The organism is Myxococcus sp. MxC21-1 (assembly GCF_032612255.1).
GTDB lineage: Bacteria > Myxococcota > Myxococcia > Myxococcales > Myxococcaceae > Myxococcus > Myxococcus virescens.
In genome coordinates this window covers 8,042,488-8,059,597 of sequence record NZ_CP123278.1, presented here as the reverse complement: position 1 = coordinate 8,059,597, position 17,110 = coordinate 8,042,488, and the positions used below count along the sequence as shown (strand labels likewise).

Genomic DNA, 17,110 nt, shown 5'->3' with positions numbered 1-17,110 from the left:
GCGCTCAGGGCTCCCTGGGGACGAGCGACGTCAGCACCAGCAGGCTGTCGGGCTCGGCATGGGGGGACAGGCGTGCGTAGGGGTTCTGCTCGGTGGGAAAGCCGGTGAAGCGCCGCGAGTTGGACTCGCCCCAGGATGGGTTGGGGAAGAGGGGGATGGACGGCGCCAGCTCGGAGTAGCGCCGCTGCACCGCCGCCATCAGCGCGCGCTGCGCGTCGTCGGTGTCCGCGCGCTCGAAGCGCGTCAGCAGCGCGTCCGCCGCCTCATCACCGAAGCGGTGCCAGTTGGACGCGGCCACTTCGCCCACCGGGCGCACGGTGCGCGGGGACAGCTGCCACTTGTAGAAGGTGTACGGCGTGGGGCCGTCCAGGGACCAGGAGATGGCCAGTTGGAACTCACCCTTCTGGAGCCGCGCGTACCACGCGCCGAACTCGTAGGTGCGCAGCTGCGCCTGCACGCCCAGCTTCCGCAAGTCCCGCGCCACCACCTGCCCGGCGCGTACCCAGTCGGACCAGCCGCCCACCACCTCGATGTCCAGCGCGAGCGGCTGGCCATCCGCCTTGCGCCGCAGCCCGTCCGGGCCTTCCTTCAAGCCCGCCTCGTCCAGCAGCCGCTTCGCCGCCGCCAGGTCGTGCTTCACCCAAGCACCCTGGGCCGCGTCCGCGTCGCGCCACGCGGTGTATGCGTCGTTGAGCGCGGTGGCGTCCGCCGGCCGCGTGTAGCCGTACATGGCGATCTCCACCAGCCGCTCGCGGTCCAACGCCATGCTCAGCGCCTTGCGCACGCGCACGTCGTCCAGCGGCGGCAGGGTGGTGTTGGGGTAGAGGAAGACGGTGCTGCCGTAGAGCGGGAACCAGCGGCCATGGTGCGCCGGGTCCCTGGCGACGAAGGTGCGGTCCACGGCGGGGACGAAGTTGCCCGCCCAGTCCACTTCCCCCTCCACCAGCGCCAGGTTGGCCTGGTCATTGGTGGGAAAGGCCAGGAAGCGCAGCGCGGAGACGGCGGGCTTGCCGGGCTGCCAGTAGTGCGGGTTGCGGCCCAGCTCGTAGACCTGGTTGCGGAAGACGGTGACCTCGGTGAAGGGCCCGGTGGCCACCGGCTGCGGGTTGGTGAACGTCACCGGGTCCGCCACCTTCTCCCAGACGTGCCGGGGGACGATGGGCTGCTGCGCCAGCTCCGCGAAGCCGGGGATGTAGATGCGGGAGAACTGGAAGGCCACCGTGTGCGCGTCCTCCGCGCGCACGTCCTCCACGAAGCGCCACACGCCGCCCGCGTCCAGCGCCGCGTGCTGCCTGAGCAACTGGAAGGTGAAGGCCACGTCGTCCGCGGTGAAGGGCCTTCCATCGGACCAGCGCACGCCGGGGCGCAGGGTGAAGCGCAGCGTGCGGCGGTCCTCGGACCACGCGTGGCCGGTGGCCAGCCAGGGCGTCCACTGGCCCACCGCGGGGCTGAAGATTTCAAGGCACTCGTAGACGCCTGCGCGCGTGGGCCAACGAGCGCCCGCGCCCGCGAACAGCGGGTTGAAGTTGCGCACCCAGGTGCTCTGTTGCTCCACGGAGACGAACAGCACTCCGGGCGGCCGTGGGCGGGGTTCCACCTTGCAGGCCACCAGCAGGAGTGTCAGCGCCCAGAGCACGAGCCTCACGTGGGCCTCGCGTAGACGCGGACGTAGTCCACCTTCATCTGCTGCGGGAACACCGTGTCCCGGCCCACCGGGCCCACGAAGTTTCCCCCCACCGCGACGTTGAGGATGATGAATTGGGGCTGGTCGAACACCCAGCGGGCGCCCTCGGGGAGCTGGGCGGGCGTCGCCTCGAAGAAGGCGGTGCCGTCCAGGAACCAGCGGATGCGGTTCGGCTCCCACTCCACCGCGTAGACGTGGAAGTCCTCGTTCAGCCGGACGCCGCTGACGACGTAGTCCTGGCCGAGGTTGTCGCCGGCGGAGTACCCCGGCCCGTGCAGCGAGCCCCGGAGGATGGACGGCAGCTGGCCCCGGTACTCCATGATGTCGATTTCGCCGCACTCCGGCCAATCGACGCTGTGGATGTTCGCGCCCAGCATCCAGAAGGCGGGCCAGATGCCGCGGCCCACGGGGAGCTGGATGCGCGCCTCGATGCGGCCATACGTGGTTTCGTAGCGGCCCTGCGTCCGGATGCGCCCGGAGGTGTAGTCCCGGCCGTTGTAGGACTCGCGGCGCGCGGTGATGACCAGGTTGCCGGCGCCGTCGTGCGCGGTGTTCTCGGTCCGGTCGGTGTTGAACTCCTGCTGCTCGTTCCCCCAGCCGTGTCCCCCCACGTCGTGCACCCACCGCTCGGGTGAGGGCGGCGTCCCCTCCGGTCCATCGAACTCGTCCTGCCACACCAGCTCCCAGTCCGTGCTGGGCTGCGGATGGGTGAGGGGCGGCGGGGTGCCAGGGCGGTTCACCCGGTTGGCGGCCGGGTCACAGGCGAGGCCCGTCAGGGCCAGGGCCACGGGGAGGAGGCGCTGGAGCGTCATGCAGGTTTGCCGATGTGTTGGAGGGGAAGAGGGTTCGGTCACGCAGCGCCGCCTGGAGCACCAGGGTGGCCGCGCCCACGGCGATGGCGCGGTCTCCCAGCGCGGAGGTGACGATGCGCGTCTCCGCCATGGAGGTGGACAGCGCCCGCTTGCGCACCGACGCGCGGAGCGGGTCCAGCAGCAGGTCTCCCACCGACGAGATTTCGCCGCCGAGCACGACGATGGCGGGGTTGAGCAGGTTCAGCAGACCGGCCACGGCGATGCCCAGGTAGTGCCCGAGCCCGTCGATGACCTGACGCGCGGCCGGCTCACCCGCCCGCGCGCCTTCCACCAGCTCGCGCACCGTGAGGGCGCGCTTGTCCTTGCGGCCCATCAGCTCCCGCGCCCGCTCCAGCAGGGCCGCGGACCCGATGAGCGTGACGAGGCAGCCGCGCAGGCCGCACACGCACTGCGGGCCGGAGGAGTCCACCGCCATGTGGCTGATTTCGCCCGCGGTGCCGCCCGCGCCACGATAGACGTCGCCGTGGATGATGTGGCCGGAGCCGATGCCCGTGGCCAGCTTGATGTACGCCAGGTCCTCGCCGTTGACGCCCGCGCCCCAGTAGCACTCCGACAGCGCGCCCAGGTTCGCGTCGTTGTCCACGAACACCGGCAGGCCGAACGCGCTCCGCAGCGACTCCTGCACGTCGTAGTCGCGCCAGGCCGGCACCAGCAGCGGGGACAGCTTTCCGGGCGCGGACGGGTGGACGGGGCTGGGCACGGCGATGCCCATGCCCGCCACGGAGCGGCGCGGTACGCGTTCGGCGTCCAGGACCTCTTGAACCAGCTCGCGCACCTTCTGGAGCGTGCCCTTGGGGTCCTCGCGGACGGCATGGCTGGCGTGCCGGTACGCGCGCACCCGGCCGCGCAGGTCGGTGAGCGCGGCCGTCACGTGGGTGGCGCCCAGCTCCACGCCGATGAGGCTGAACGCGTCATCGCAGAAGCCGATGAGGGTGGGGCGACGGCCGCCTCGGGACACCCCGGCGCCAATGCTGCGCACCAGGCCGGAGCGCTCCAGGTCCGCCACGATGGCGGAGACGGTCGACGGACTGAGCTCCGTCCGCCGGGCGATCTCCGCCCGGGAAATCTGACGCTCGCGCCAGATCATGTTGAGCAGCAGGCTGCTGTTCTGCGCGCGCATGCCCGCCGCATCGACCGTCGTCACCGCCGTTCCCACTCGCATCGTCCTCTCGCTCCGTTCCGCCGCGAGGATGGGATGGGTGTCAGTGCCAGTGGATGTCGTCGATGAAGAAGACGAGCGGAGTCGTCCTTCCATCGGCGGTCCATCCGAAGCCACCCACCACCTGTCCATACCGGACGCGGCTGATGTCGATTGTGTACTGGGTCGGGGTGGTGGTGAGCGCCACGTTTGCTTCTTTCACCTCGAAACCGTCCGCGGCGTTCATTCCCACCATGAAGGAGACGACTTCGCCGCCCTCCGTGCCCCAGGCGTAGAAGGATACGGTGGTGGCGCCGTCCGGGACGCTGAAGCCGGGCTGGTCTCCCCAGTTGCCTTCCGGGTACTGCCAGTACACGCCCGCCCAACCGTCGCTGCCAGGCGTCCAGGTGAACTTGTGGCAGGCGCCCCGCTGTGAACCCGCCCGTCCAGGCAGACACTCGGTGCCGTCGTAGGTGACGCCGCCCCGCGAGCCGTCGCCCATGTAGCCGCTGGGAATCCAGGTGCCGTCCACGGCCAGGGGCAGGGTGGGGACGGTACCGGCGTCTTCCTCGGTGCCGGCGTCTTCCTCGGGCTCGGTGCCCGCGTCCGGCTCCGTGCCGGCGTCAGTCTGCGTGCCCGAGTCGGGCTGCGTACCCGAGTCGGGCTGCGTGCCGGAGTCAGGCCGCGTGCCGGAATCCGGGGTCTGCTGACCTGCGTCAGGCGTTGGCGTGGGGTCCTCTTCAGGGTCACATCCCGCCACCAGACCAGACACCGCGAAAACGCCCGCCGCCACCCACGCCCACGCGAAACGCTTGTTCGGATGCATGCGCTGCCCTCCACGGCTGGAAGACTTCATTCCCACTGCGAAGAAACAAGGGTGCTTCGAGAGTCGTCGTTTCCTGGGGCGGCGCGTCGGAAAGGCGTGGAGCAGCCGCGAACGAACGCTAGTTATTTCGAGTGGCGAAGAAAGTACCAGCGAGAATCCGGTGATTGCAAGTCTGTGACAGTTCATTTCCTGTGACGCATTGCTGCAAAGACAGACGGCCCACCCTCCCGAGGGAAGGTGGGCCGTGGCGGACGTCAGGCTTGGACGTGCTGCTATTCGTTGCTGACAGGGTCCAGCAGGTAGCTGATGCGCACCATGAACTCGCGGGAGAAGACAGGCATGGGCGCGTGGCCGCCGTTGTAGGGCTGGGCGATGCGGAAGTTCGTGCCGGTCAGGTTGTAGACGCCCGCGCCAATCTCCAGCCCGCGCGTGCCCACGTCCTGTGCGCGCACGAAGAGGTTGAGCAGCAGCTGCGTGGGGAGTTCCTCCACCGCTGCGTTGCCCTCGTCATCCGGCACGTCCACGGCGTAGCGCTTGCCCACGAGGACGGCGGTGGGGCTGACGGTGAGCCAGGGCAGGACCTTGATGCTGCCGGTGAGCGCGGCCTTGTGAGTGGGCATGCCCGTGAAGGCGTTGGGCTGTCCGGGGACCTGGTAGTCCTCCACGTCATTGCGGCCTGACGGCGTGTAGAACGAATAGTTGAGGGCGGCGCGGCCCCAGCTTCCGCGCACGTGGTAGTCCAGCTCGACGCCGCGGCTGCCCAGGCGTCCGAGGTTCCGGTAGGCCTCCGTGTTCGTCACCGCGTCGTATGAATAGATGATGGGGTCCGCCACGCCCATGTCGAAGGCGTTGGCGCTCAGCGCGTGGCCATCTCCCATGCGCAGCGTGCCCTCCAGCTCGAGCACCGTGGTGCGCTCGGGCCGGACGTCGGCGCCCAGGCTGATGTTCTCGATGCTCGGCGCGCGGAAGGCGCGGCTGAACAAGGCCTTGCCGCTGAACGGCCCGAAGCTGCGCAGCAGCACCAGCCGCGGCACGAAGGACTCACCGAAGGCGCTGTGGTTCTCCACGCGCGCGCCAGCCACCACGTTGATGAACGGATTGACGGAGAAGGCCTCCACGAAGCCCGCCAGATTCACGTAGGAGACGCTGTCGGCCTCCTCGGGGCCGAAGCCAGTCTGGAGGCCCACGCCCACCGGGCCGTTGACCCACCCCTGGTCGGACGTCACATCCACGCCGCCGGTGAGCTGCAGCCAGTCCAGCGCCGCCCAGCGCGCCAGCGTCCGCCCTCGCAGGCGCAGCACCTGCTTGTCGTAGAAGAAGGGCGAATCCTGGTCCGAGTCACTGAAGGGCTTGGAGAAGGTGAGGTTGAGGCGGGGGATGATTTCCACCCGCTCGTCCGGGCGGAACCTGTCGCTCAGCTCCGCGTGGAGGGACTCGAAGTTGGTGGGCGCGGGCGCTTCCAACACCTCGTCGAAGGCGACGATGGCGGAGGTGCCATAGCGCTGGTACAGCACGCTGAGCTGCAGGTCCTTGTAGCCCACGCCCGCCTGCACCATTGTCGGGTCCAGCCGCGAGTTGCCACCCAGTTGCGCGGAGTTGCCGAAGAAGTCCTGGAAGACGCCGCTGCTGCGCTGGGCCTGCGACAGTCCGGCGGACGCGAAGATGCTCAGGCCCGGCGCGGACTCGAAGACCTTGCGGCCGGAGACGGTGAGCCCCCGCCGGCCGTTCACGCTGCCCATCTGTCCGTACATGCCGGACACCATCAGGTCCGTGCTGCCCTGGACGCCGCGCGTGACGACGTTGATGACGGCGAGCTCCGCGTTGCCGCCGTAGATGACGGAGCCGGGGCCGCGCACCACTTCGATGCGTTCGATGAGCTCGATGGGGAACTCGTTGCCCAACTGCATCGTGGAGTAGAGCTGCTCGTTCATCTCCTTGCCGTCCACGACGAGCAGCACCTTGCCCTCGTAGCCCCACAGGCCGCGGAAGCCGGGGCCGACCGCGCCTTGGGTGTCCACGCCGAAGAAGAAGCCTGGAATCTGCAGCAGCAGGTCCATCAAGTCGCGGGCGCCGGAGTTGCGAATCTCCTCCGCGTTCATCGCCGTGACGACGGCGGGGGACTCCTGGAGCCGGGTGACGGCGAAGGAGGCCACCTGGCTGTGGACCTCCGGCTCCTCGTCACCCAGGTTCCCCGCGTCGGTGTCCTGGGCGAGCGCGGGACTGGCGCACAGGAGGAGCAGGGCTCCGATTGAAGGTTCGGACCACCTACGGCAGCGGCGCATATCGACCTCGATGCGGAAAGGGAGCGCGGCTCTCCGCGCGAACGGCCTTCAGGTCAGCGGATGCGGACGGCGGTGCTCTGGTCCGCTACGACGTCGACGGTCAGCTTCCGCTTCACCACGCCATTGACGCGGACCTCCAGGCGCGCGGGCCCCGCGGGAAGTCCCTGGGCGACGAGCGGCGGGAAGCCATACGGCCGGTTGTTGATCCACACCTCGCCGTAGAGGCCGGGAGACGTCACATCCAGGCGGCCCTTGCCCGTCGCCGTGGGAGCGGCGGTGGCCACGGACGGCTCGGCGGTGGGAGGCGACTCGGCGCGCGCCGCGGTGGCAGCGGGGCTGGTGGCCGCGGGCGTGGCGGCGGGAGGCGGCGCCTCCTCGGAGGCCGGTGTGGTCGCCGTGGGCCTTGGTGCGGGAGCGAGCTCGGCGGTGAGGTCGCGGTTGAGGGAGCGCACGTCGTCCTCGCCCAACGCCACCGTCTCCTCGGCCAGCGTGCGCTCACCCTGCGCGAGCGCCACGCGGTACGTCCCCGCGCGCAGCGGCAGCCGCGCCGGCGTGAGGTCCATGGGCTTGCCGTCCACCCGCACCATCAGCCCGGGGGCGTGGACGTCACCAGCAGCAACCCGCCGCGTGTCTCGTCCGCGGAAGTGGACTCCTGGCGAGGCTGAGCCCGGGCTGTCCCGCGCGCCGGCCGCGTGCGCTGGACGGAGCGGGCGGGGGCCGGCGTGGGCTCGCGTTGGGCGCGGGCCTGCTCGCCTTGCTGACGCGCCTGCTCTCGCGTTCGCAATTCGGCCGCGATGCGCAGCAGCTCCACGAGGTCGCCCTGGTCGTCCTTGCGCAGCCGCAGCGCCTCCGTGAAGTCGGAGACGGCCGCGTCGTAGTCGCGGTCCTCCAGCGCGGCCAGTCCCGCGGCGCGACGGGCCCGGGCCAGGCCGTCGTTCGGGTCCTCTCGCGGAGGTTCCTCGGGCGCGGTGGGCGGCGGGGTGGGCGGCGTGTGGGTGATGGCGCCCGGCGTGGCCTCGGGGGCGCTGTCGCGTCGGCTTCGCACCACGCGGTAGGCCACCGCGTTGGCGGCGAGCGTGCCCAGGATGATGACGGCAATCCACGTCTTCTGTTTCATCAGGGTCTCGTTGCCGCGCCGTCAGCGCCGGGCGGCAGCCGCTCAAGGGGCCAGTAACCAGAACAGCGCTGTGCCCAGGGCCGCGCAGCCCGCGGCCAGGGCGATTCCCCACGGAAAGCCTTGGGCGCCCGTGTCGAGCGGCACCTCCACGGCGCCATGCGCCCGCGTGGCTGCGGAGGTGCTGCTCAGCTCTCGCTTGGGCTCGGCGCTGGGGGCGGGCGTCCGGCCCGTGGCGGAGTTGCTGCCATGGGAGGTGCTGGAGGCGGGCAGCGCGGTGGGGGGCTGGCCCGTGATGCCGGGGGAAACAGCTCGGCGACGAGCGCCGCCATCTCATGCGTTCCCGACGCCCACTGCTGGGCGGCGCGGAAGCGCTCCAGGTCATCGCGCAGCTCCCGGGCGCTCTGGTATCGCGCGGAGGGGTCCTTCTGCAGCAGCCGGAGGATGATGCGCTCCAGCTCCGCGGGGAAGTCGGGCATCCCCTCCGACGGCGGCGGCACGTTCGCCTGGGACGCGGCCATGATGGTGGCCTCCAGCGTGTCGCGCTTGAACAGGCGGCGCCCGGTGGCGGCCTCGTAGAGGACGATGCCCAGCGAATAGAGGTCGGAGCGGTGGTCCAGCTCCTGGCTGGTGATCTGCTCCGGGGACATGTACGGGTACTTGCCCTTCACCACCCCGGCGACGGTGCGCTCCGCGTTGACGGCGCTCTTCACGATGCCGAAGTCCGCCAGCTTGATGATGCCGTCGCGCGACACCAGCACGTTGCCCGGCGTGACGTCGCGGTGCACCAGCATGAGGGGCGTTCCATCCGGCAGCGTCTTCGCGTGCGCGTACGCGAGCGCGTCCGCCACCGCGAGCCCCACGTCCACCGCCACGCGAGTCCCCACCACCCGGCCGCTCCGGAGGGCCTGCCGCAGCAGCCGGTCCAACGAGTGGCCCTGAATCCACTCCATGGCCAGGTAGTACTGGCCGTCCACCCGCCCGAAGTCGAAGACCTGCACGATGTTCGGGTGCGTCAGCAGCGCGGCGACCTTCGCCTCGTCCGCGAACATGCGGCTGAACGACTCCAGGCTGGCGTACTCCGGCAGGACGCGCTTGATGACGCAGGACTTGGAGAACCCGTCGGGGCCGTCGATGGAGGCCAGGTAGAGCTGGGCCATCCCGCCGGTCGCCAGCTGCTGGACAAGCCGGTACTTGCCGAAAGAGCTGTCCTCGTTGTCCAACGTCGTCCCCAGGTATTTGCTGGAAAACGAGGAAGATATTGTTAGTGCCCCTACCCCACAAGTTTCCAGCCACGTGGCAACTCTGTTGCAACCGTGGGCCTGGAGGCGGTGTGGGCTCAGCGGCGCTTGGGCCGGGACTTCTTGGCGGCGGTCTTCTTCCGGCGGGGTTTGCGCGGGGGCTTCGTCACCTCGGCGAAGCGCGCGCCGGCGATGCCGGCATGCTCCAGGGCCTCCTTGATGCCCTCGGACACGATGAGGCTCACCGGCCAGCCCCAGGTGCGGAACACCCGGGCGCCGTTCGTCTTCGTGGGATCGACCCGGAGTCCGCGGACGTTGCGGTAGTGCCCCACGCGCTCGGGGAGTCCGTCCTCGGCGGTGTAGTGGATGACCTCCTCGCAGGCCCGGTCGTCGATGCAGCGCACCAGCCGGGTGGCGACGAGGATGAAGTGGGGCTCGTCGCGATCCTCCACCTCCACAGGCAGCAGCTGCACGTCATCGGGGGCCAGCTCCCGGAAGACGGAGGCCACCCGCGCGGAGACGACGGGGGTGAGCCCCGCGCCCGCGAGCGAGAAGTCCAGCGGCAGTCCCGGCGGCGTCACCGCCAGGCGCAGCTTGCCCACGCTCCGCACCCGGGCGCCGGAGGTGAAGAGCCAGACGGAGTCCAGCTTCCGGCGGACATCCACCGCCACCGGGTCGCTCAGCTCGGGCCGGCCGGGAATGCGGAAGTCGTCGTGGAGGTCGAAGTAGCGCGCCAGCCGGGTGGTGCGTGGCGGTGAGCGGCGCGCGGCCGGCTTCTTCGTCCGGGGCCGCCCGTCAGCGGCCACGTCTGAGAGGAGCATCTGCCGGGGGCACCCGGCGTGGGGCCGGGGCCTCTTGTCGGGGAGCGTCGCGTCAGGACGCGGAGCGCCTCGGTGAGCCGCCTGAACATTCGCCAATGTTACTTCCCCCGCCCGCGGTATGGGGGAGGAAGAAGCGGCGGACCGGGCTCCCTGCCGCCTTCCTGCCCGCCCGCGGTCCCGCGGCTACCAGGTGGTGTGCAGCGAGTAGCTCGCGGCCCGGGTGTCCAGGCTGAGGAAGGAGAACTGCCCCTCCGAGCACGTGCCGCTGTTGAGGAACAGCTTGCTGCCGTGCTCCACCCGCAGGCCCAGGTGGGTGTGGCCGGTGACGACGACGTCCGCGTGATGCGCGTTGGCCCGCGCCATGGCCCAGCGCTGGAAGGTGCACCGCGCCGGGTCCGGCAGCGCGTTGGTGATTTTCAAGTCCAGCGCCTGGAACCAGCGGAACATCGCCCGCATCCGCATCCGCCGCAGCCACGCCCCGGCCCACACCGCCGCCTCCGACAGCAGGCGCGCCTTGCGAATCATCCAGTCGTGGTGGTGTCCGTGGGTGAACAGCATCCGCACGCCGTCCGCCTCCAGAATCAGCTGGTCGGGCGCCCCCAGCACGGTGCCCGCCACCAGGTCGTGGTTGCCGTGGATGTAGTGGTAGCGCGGCAGCTCGAAGCGCCGGACGATTTCCGGGTGCGCCGCGCGGGCCGCCAGCAGCTCGGCCACCTTCCGCCCCGGCGTGCGCGGGGTGAGCGTTTCGAAGATGTCCCCGAGCAGCACGATGTGCTCGAAGTTGCCTTCCAAGAAACGGAGGAACCGCAGGAAGCCGGAGTCGTCGTGCCCGAAGTGGTCGGCGGCATCACGCCGCCCGAGATGTAGGTCCGAAATCACCGCGATCCGCATGCGCTCTCCCAAAGTGCCCTGGAAAGGTAGGGGCTGCGTGCGGCGGCGGAATGGTCGGCGCGCGAAAATCTCGCTGCAACCGGATGCCATTCGTGTGTCGCCACGACGCGCCTTTCCTCTTGGCCCGGCATCACTGGAGCCAGAGCCGGGGCTCCCGCCACCCTGCGCACGACCGGCGCATTCGTCCATGAGACTTGTGTGCTTTGTGTCGCGACGCGGATGAACCGCGTTTCGGCACCGGACATCCGTGGGCCCACACCTCGCGCTTCCGCACATTGACTTGAATTCGTGTCTGTTTGACACTAACTATGTGTCCTGAGGACACGAAGCGGGGCGGAGGGCCCATGGTCATCGGCTACATGAAGGCGGCACCGACGACGTACGTGATGCAGTTCGAGGCGGGGAAGGTGGTCCGGGAGGGGGCGGGGCTCTCGTTCTTCTACTGGAAGCCGTCGGCGACGCTGGTGTCGGTGCCGCTGTCCAGCGCGGACGTGCCCTTCGTGTTCAACGAAGTCACACGGGACTTCCAGGCGGTGACGCTGCAAGGGCAGCTCACGTGGCGCGTCACCGACCCGCGCCGGCTTGCATCGTTGCTGGACTACTCCTTGGGCCCCACGGGGCGCTACCACTCGGACGACCCGGAGAAGCTCGAGGAGCGGCTGGTGCAGGTGGCGCAGGTGCGGGCGCGCTCGGTGGTGCAGGGGCTGACGCTGCGCGAGGTGCTGGTGCGCTCGGACGCCATCGAGCAGCAGGTGCTCGCGGCCCTGGCCGTGGCGGAGCCGGTGAAGGCGCTGGGCGTGGAGGTCATGGCCTTCTCGCTGCTGTCGGTGAAGCCGGCGCCGGAGATGGCGCGGGCGCTGGAGGCCGAGGCGCGCGAGGCGCTGCAACGCAACGCGGATGAAGCCATCTACGCGCGCCGCAACGCCGCGGTGGAGCAGGAGCGGCGCATCAAGGAGAGCGAGCTGGCCACGGAGCTGGCGGTGGAGGCGCGGCAGCGGCAGATTCGCGAGGCGAAGATGGCCGCGGACATCGCCGTGGAGGAGCAGCGCGCCGCGCTGATGACGCGCTGGAGCGACAACGAGCGGCAGGCCGCGGATGCCCGCGCGTACGCGCTGGAGAAGACGCTGGCCCCGGTGCGCGGGGTGGACTGGAAGACGCTGATGGCCACGTCGGCCAGTGGTGGGGACCCGGCGCTCAACATCGCCCTGGCCTTCCGGGAGATGGCGGAGAACGCGCAGCGCATCGGTGAGCTGAACGTGTCGCCGGACCTCCTGCACTCGCTGGTGGGCGCGGCGGGCCGCGAGCGCTGAAGCCGGGGAGGGGGCCATGTACGAGAAAATCGTGCTCGTCACCCGCCGCACACGGATGGCGGGCCTGGTGGAGCGCTTCAACACCAAGAAGCAGGCGAAGTTCTACGTGGAGCACGCGGGGCAGGACTTCGATGAGTTCACCCGCGAGGACGAAACCTACCGGCGCAACGTGGACTCGCTGCGGGAGTCGCTGTCCTTCGGGCTGCCGGTGCAGCAGGTGGACCGGAGCCTGGTGCCCACCTTCCTCTTCACCGGCAAGGAGGTGGTGGTCGTCGCGGGGCAGGACGGGCTGGTGGCGAACGTGGCGAAGTACGTGGGGGAGCAGCCGCTGGTGGGCGTGAATCCGGACCCGGAGCGCTTCGACGGCGTGCTGTTGCCCCATTCGGTTTCGGGGGCGCGCGGGGCGGTGCGGCGCGTGTTGGAGGGCAAGGCGGCCTTCAAGCGCGTGACGTTGGCGGAGGCGCGGCTGGATGACGGGCAGCGGCTGCTGGCCTTCAATGACTTGTTCATTGGGGCGCGCTCCCACGTGTCCGCGCGCTACCGGCTGCGCACCGGGGACCAGGAGGAGTCCCAGTCCTCCAGCGGCGTGGTGGTGTCCACGGGCGCGGGCGCCACCGGGTGGTTGTCCTCCATCTTCAACCTGGCGCGAAGCGTGACGGCCCACGCGGGTGGCGTGCCGTGCGCGCCCGTGCGCCTGGGCTGGGAGGACCCGCAGCTGATTTTCGTGGTGCGCGAACCCTTCGCCAGCCGTCACTCGGGCGCCAGTCTGGTGATGGGCGACGTGACCGAGGAGCGCGAGCTGGTGTTGGAGTCGCGAATGGCGTCGGAGGGCGTCATCTTCAGCGACGGCGTGGAGGAGGACTTCCTCCGCTTCGGCGCGGGTGCCACCGCTCGAATCCGCCCCGCGCGGCAGCGTGCCATGTTGGTGGCGGGCTGACGGCACGCCACCCCGCGCGGAAGCACGGTCCGCGCGAGGCTCGCGTCCTGGCCGTCAGGGCGTGACGGTGACCTCCACCACGGGGCATGGCACTTCCGCCGGGCGGAATCCGCCATTCGGAGCGGGCACCGGTTCGCCTTCCCGGGCGACGTCCATCAGCGGGCCTCGGAACGCGATGCGGTACGTTCCCGGCGCCTGCAAGTCATAGAAGCGGGCGATGTCCACCTTGCCTTCCACCGAGGTGCCAGGGGAGAGGGCGACGTAGCTGTCGGCCGTGGGCGGCCCGCGCTTCGCCATGGGCCCCCGGTACTCGAGCGAGTCACCGTCACGGGACACGTCGAAGATGTTGTTGCGTACGCCCTCCAGCGGCGTGTGCCAGCCGAGCACGCGCAGGGATTGCGCCGTGGGATTGCTGAGCTCGAACACCAGCTCCACGGGTTCGCCCGCGCGCACTCGCGCAGGGCCGCTCAGCGTGCACGTCAAGGTCGTTGCCATGGCCGGGGTCTCCTGAGCCGCTTCAGCGGATGGCGCGACGTCCTGCCGCGCCGCGCACGCGCTGCCCAGCATTCCCAGGGACAGCGCTGCGATGCCCCACCGCCTACCGGAAGAGTTGAACATGGGCCCACGATAACGCGCCCGGAACGCGCGCAGCCCGGTGTTCTGCGTGACGAAGCCGTGGCCGTCCTCCGCGGCGCAATCCCTGCGCACGGAAGCGGTGTGCCGCCACCTCACGACGGGTGGGCATAGGTGACGAGCAGCATCACCACGCCCACCACCTTGAGGGCTATCAACAGGCCCATGTTGAGCACCACTTCGTCGAAAAAGTTCTCATCGGGGAACATCATGACGGCGCTCCTTCCGCCTCGCGTGCATCGCGAGACAGAAAGACATTGAGCAAGGCCTGGGCCAACGCGCGTCCTCGCACGGCGGAGACGTGCTTCCTGCGTCCATCCCTCTGGGAGCGCCGGCGTTTTCGCCCAAGGGAAATGACGTGGTGACACACGCGGTCAGCCGCGTCCGTCCGCGCATGGGATTCACGCGTGCGGTGCTGGCACCCGTACGAAGCGTATCGGAACGCCGTGCGGGCCCTCTAGGATGCGGGCCATGCGAACGCTCATCTCCTCCCTTGCCTGCCTGCTGATGTCGGCGTGTGCCCATGCGCCGGCCTCCGCTCCCGAATCCGCGCCGCCCGCCGAGGCCCCCGCGGCCACGCCGTCCGCTGAAGCCCCGGCGACCCCCACGCCCGTCGCGGGGCTGCCCTACATGGAGCCGCCCGCCGCGCCGATGCCCGGCTGGATGCAGGTGCGCAAGGCGGATGCGTTGTCGCGGGAAGAGAAGTTCGCGGAAGCGCTGGCGCTCTATGAAGAGGCCCTGGACGCGGGGAATCGGGACCCGAACGCCGCGTACTCCGCGGCGTGTTCGGCGGCCCGGCTCGGACGGAAGGACGTCGCGTTGCGCAGGTTGTCCCAGGCCGTGGAGCTGGGCTTCCGGGACGTGGGGTGGTTGATGCAGGACTCGGACCTGGAGCCGCTGCGCGAGGAGCCGGTGTACCTCGCGCAGGTGGAGCGCATCACCACGCTCCCGGACCCCCATCCCACCTCGAGTTCAGAGCTGAAGACGCTCTTCGTGGAGGACCAGAGTGACCGCCAGAGGCCGCTCGATGGGGCGGATGCGTGGAAGCGGGTCGCCGAGCGGGATGCGCAGCGGCGCGAGCGCGTGAAGGCCCTGCTGGCCGAAGGCGCGTTGAAGGAAGGCGCGGACTTCCTGTCCGCGGGGTTCATCTTCCAGCACGGCAACACGCCGGAGGACTACGCCATGGCAAGGCAGATGGGCGCGGAGGCCGCGAAGCGGGGTCACCCTCGCGGCCTGTGGCTGGCCGCGGCGGCCTGGGACCGCTGGCTGATGAACGCCAACCTTCCGCAGCGCTTCGGCACCCAGTACCGCTTCAACCCGGAATCGAAGGAGATGACGCTCCACCCGGTGGACCCCAACGTCACGGACGAGGAGCGCGCGCGCTGGGGCTTCCCGCCGCTCGCGGAGATTCCGACCGTCCTCCAGCGCTAGCCGCGGTGGTGCTCCGGGGTGCTGAGGCCCGGAGCCACCTCGCGCGCCCCTCCGCCTGCTACTTCGCGGCGGAGGCCGGCGTGCCACCTTCCTGCGCCAGCGCGCGCACCAACTCGAGCGCGCGCCGTACGTGTTCGCTGACGCGAATCTGCGACTCGAAGCTGTCGCGGACGATGCCCGACCGGTCCACCACGAAGGTCACCCGTCCGGGCAGCAGGCCCAGGAACGACGAGGACACGCCGAAGGCCTCACGCGCCTCGCCGCGCGCGTCGCTGAGCAGCTTGAAGGGCAGCCGGTGCTTCGCCGCGAAGCCCTCGTGCGAGCCCACCGAATCTCCGCTGATGCCCACCACCTCCGCGCCCGCGGCGACGAAGTCCTCGTACTGGTCCCTCAGTCCACAGGCCTGCGCCGTGCAACCGGGCGAGTCGTCCTTCGGATAGAAGTAGACGACCAATACCTTCTGACCCACCAGGTCTCGCAGCCGCACCGACTGCCCACCCGCGCCGGTGAGGGTGATGTCCGGTACCGCATCGCCTTGCTTCAGCAGCTTCGTCTTGGCCATGACGTCCTCGCGTCGCCCCGGAGTCTGGCCGGTGCGTTCAACGCCGGGCTCATCCCATCTGGCCCGCTGCATCCCCACAAGTAATCCGCCGTGCCGAAAACGGGCGTCAAAGACGACCTCTGGATGCCTGCTTGCCTTTCGAGCGGTTGATACGGCGCCTAATGATGGGCGTCCTTCTCGACGCACCCTGGAAGTCGCCAGCGCATCTCATAGAGTGTGGGGAAGCGGTGTCGCTCCCCCGTCCGGCAGGCGACAGCCCTGTGCGCGGCCGGACCCGAAATTTCGGGCACCATCGCTGTGGTCGTCTTAGCTTTCGAGGCGGGAAGAGGAAGCTTAGGTCAGAGGTCAGGGCGGAAACTTTCGCCGGAGTTGCGCGCCGCACCGTTCAGGCGTAGGACGCAGCTTCGGGGGGTTGGTCAGGAGCGGACATGGTCGGCCTCGTCGTCGCAGCGCACGGACGTCTGGCGGAGGAGCTGGTCTCCACCGCGGAGCAGATCGTGGGAGAGCTTCCCGCGGTGGCAGCCTGTAACATCGAGCCTGGAACTCCTGTCGAGGACATCCGGGCGAAGATGAAGCAGGCAATCGCCCGAGTGGATGAGGGCGCGGGTGTCATCATCCTGGCCGACCTCTTCGGAGGTACGCCCTGTAAGGAGTCGCTGATGATGTGTCAGCGAATGAATGTGGAGGTCCTTGCTGGCGTCAACCTGCCCATGCTGCTGAAGGCGAACTCGCTCCGTTCGGAGCAGCTGTCGCTACCGGAGATGGCCAACCAGCTGGCTTCCCACGGCCAGCGCAACATCACCTGCGCATCCGCCCTGCTTCGCGAGGCACAGCAGCCGCGAACTTGACGGACCCGCGCGGGTCGGCGATTCGAGACTGCCGTGATCACCCTGGTCCGCGTCGACAACCGCCTCATCCATGGTCAGGTCGTCGAGGCCTGGCTCCCGTTCCTCAAAGTCTCCCGGGTGGTCGTGGCGGATGACGAGGCGGCTTCCAGTCCTCTCATCCGCGCCGCCATGGCCCTGGCCGTCCAGAGCGCCATCGAGGTGCAGATTCTGCCCCTGTCCCAGGTGGACTTCGCCGCCCTGTCCAGGGACGGTGTGCGCACCCTGGTGTTGCTGAGGGATGTCGCCTCGGTGCCCTTCGCGCACGCGCACGGGCTGGCCATGGATGAGCTGAATCTGGGCAACGTCCACTTCGGCACCGGCCGCAGGCAGGTCTCCCCGTCCGTCTTCCTGGCGGAGGCCGAGCTGACGACGCTCCAGCAGCTGGCCGACCAGGGCGTCCGGGTGGCGGCCCGCGCGGTGCCCGCCGAGAAGCCCGTGGACCTGCCGGACCTCCGCGAGCGGTGGGCGAAGGCCGGGTGAG

Annotated in this window: 17 protein-coding genes; 5 read left to right on the top strand and 12 right to left on the bottom strand. The window is 69.8% G+C overall.

What is annotated here, in order from left to right:
- Window positions 1-4: 4 nt before the first annotated feature.
- From QEG98_RS35980 to QEG98_RS35935, 10 genes are all read right to left on the bottom strand, one after another.
- Window positions 5-1,645 (bottom strand): ABC transporter substrate-binding protein, encoded by a 1,641-nt coding sequence (locus tag QEG98_RS35980; protein WP_316564526.1) that lies wholly within the window; start codon window positions 1,643-1,645, stop codon window positions 5-7.
- Window positions 1,642-2,472, bottom strand: a complete 831-nt coding sequence (locus tag QEG98_RS35975; RefSeq protein WP_316564525.1) for a glycoside hydrolase family 16 protein — start codon at window positions 2,470-2,472, stop codon at window positions 1,642-1,644. The genes QEG98_RS35980 and QEG98_RS35975 overlap by 4 nt, the downstream gene beginning before the upstream one ends.
- Complete coding sequence (locus tag QEG98_RS35970; protein ID WP_316564524.1) at window positions 2,441-3,718, bottom strand: ROK family transcriptional regulator; 1,278 nt, start codon at window positions 3,716-3,718, stop codon at window positions 2,441-2,443. The genes QEG98_RS35975 and QEG98_RS35970 overlap by 32 nt, the downstream gene beginning before the upstream one ends.
- Before the next feature lie 40 nt (window positions 3,719-3,758).
- Entirely contained in the window at window positions 3,759-4,520 is a 762-nt protein-coding gene (locus QEG98_RS35965) for a hypothetical protein (RefSeq protein ID WP_316564523.1), read from the bottom strand.
- A gap of 272 nt (window positions 4,521-4,792) precedes the next feature.
- On the bottom strand, window positions 4,793-6,802 hold the full coding sequence (locus QEG98_RS35960) for a TonB-dependent receptor plug domain-containing protein (protein WP_316564522.1): 2,010 nt from the start codon (window positions 6,800-6,802) through the stop codon (window positions 4,793-4,795).
- 53 nt (window positions 6,803-6,855) lie between these two features.
- Window positions 6,856-7,389, bottom strand: coding sequence for a hypothetical protein (locus QEG98_RS35955; protein WP_316564521.1), 534 nt, complete (start codon window positions 7,387-7,389; stop codon window positions 6,856-6,858).
- A complete protein-coding gene (locus QEG98_RS35950) occupies window positions 7,389-7,919 on the bottom strand; it encodes a hypothetical protein (protein ID WP_316564520.1) in 531 nt (176 codons plus the stop codon). The genes QEG98_RS35955 and QEG98_RS35950 overlap by 1 nt, the downstream gene beginning before the upstream one ends.
- A 185-nt stretch (window positions 7,920-8,104) precedes the next feature.
- Window positions 8,105-9,139, bottom strand: coding sequence for a serine/threonine-protein kinase (locus QEG98_RS35945; RefSeq protein ID WP_316564519.1), 1,035 nt, complete (start codon window positions 9,137-9,139; stop codon window positions 8,105-8,107).
- A gap of 116 nt (window positions 9,140-9,255) precedes the next feature.
- A complete protein-coding gene (locus tag QEG98_RS35940) occupies window positions 9,256-9,963 on the bottom strand; it encodes an imm11 family protein (RefSeq protein ID WP_316564518.1) in 708 nt (235 codons plus the stop codon).
- A 198-nt stretch (window positions 9,964-10,161) separates the two neighbouring features.
- Window positions 10,162-10,869, bottom strand: a complete 708-nt coding sequence (locus tag QEG98_RS35935; protein ID WP_316564517.1) for a UDP-2,3-diacylglucosamine diphosphatase — start codon at window positions 10,867-10,869, stop codon at window positions 10,162-10,164.
- Window positions 10,870-11,213: 344 nt separating this feature from the next.
- On the opposite strand from QEG98_RS35935, the gene QEG98_RS35930 reads away from it, so the two are divergent.
- Both QEG98_RS35930 and QEG98_RS35925 read left to right on the top strand, forming a co-directional pair.
- Window positions 11,214-12,179 (top strand): SPFH domain-containing protein, encoded by a 966-nt coding sequence (locus QEG98_RS35930; protein WP_316564516.1) that lies wholly within the window; start codon window positions 11,214-11,216, stop codon window positions 12,177-12,179.
- Between the two features lie 16 nt (window positions 12,180-12,195).
- Entirely contained in the window at window positions 12,196-13,116 is a 921-nt protein-coding gene (locus tag QEG98_RS35925) for an NAD+ kinase (protein WP_316564515.1), read from the top strand.
- Between the two features lie 54 nt (window positions 13,117-13,170).
- On the opposite strand, the gene QEG98_RS35920 is transcribed toward QEG98_RS35925, so the two are convergent.
- On the bottom strand, window positions 13,171-13,611 hold the full coding sequence (locus tag QEG98_RS35920; protein WP_316564514.1) for a protease: 441 nt from the start codon (window positions 13,609-13,611) through the stop codon (window positions 13,171-13,173).
- A 609-nt stretch (window positions 13,612-14,220) separates the two neighbouring features.
- Between QEG98_RS35920 and QEG98_RS35915 the strand changes: the two genes are divergently transcribed.
- Window positions 14,221-15,180 (top strand): TPR end-of-group domain-containing protein, encoded by a 960-nt coding sequence (locus QEG98_RS35915; protein ID WP_316564513.1) that lies wholly within the window; start codon window positions 14,221-14,223, stop codon window positions 15,178-15,180.
- Window positions 15,181-15,238: 58 nt separating this feature from the next.
- On the opposite strand, the gene QEG98_RS35910 is transcribed toward QEG98_RS35915, so the two are convergent.
- Window positions 15,239-15,742 carry a peroxiredoxin gene (locus QEG98_RS35910; RefSeq protein WP_316564512.1) on the bottom strand — a complete coding sequence of 168 codons (504 nt, stop codon included), beginning with the start codon at window positions 15,740-15,742 and terminating at the stop codon, window positions 15,239-15,241.
- A gap of 428 nt (window positions 15,743-16,170) precedes the next feature.
- On the opposite strand from QEG98_RS35910, the gene QEG98_RS35905 reads away from it, so the two are divergent.
- Window positions 16,171-16,590, top strand: coding sequence for a PTS sugar transporter subunit IIA (locus tag QEG98_RS35905; protein ID WP_011556465.1), 420 nt, complete (start codon window positions 16,171-16,173; stop codon window positions 16,588-16,590).
- 33 nt (window positions 16,591-16,623) lie between these two features.
- Window positions 16,624-17,109, top strand: coding sequence for a PTS sugar transporter subunit IIB (locus QEG98_RS35900; protein ID WP_090488294.1), 486 nt, complete (start codon window positions 16,624-16,626; stop codon window positions 17,107-17,109).
- Window position 17,110 lies beyond the last annotated feature (1 nt).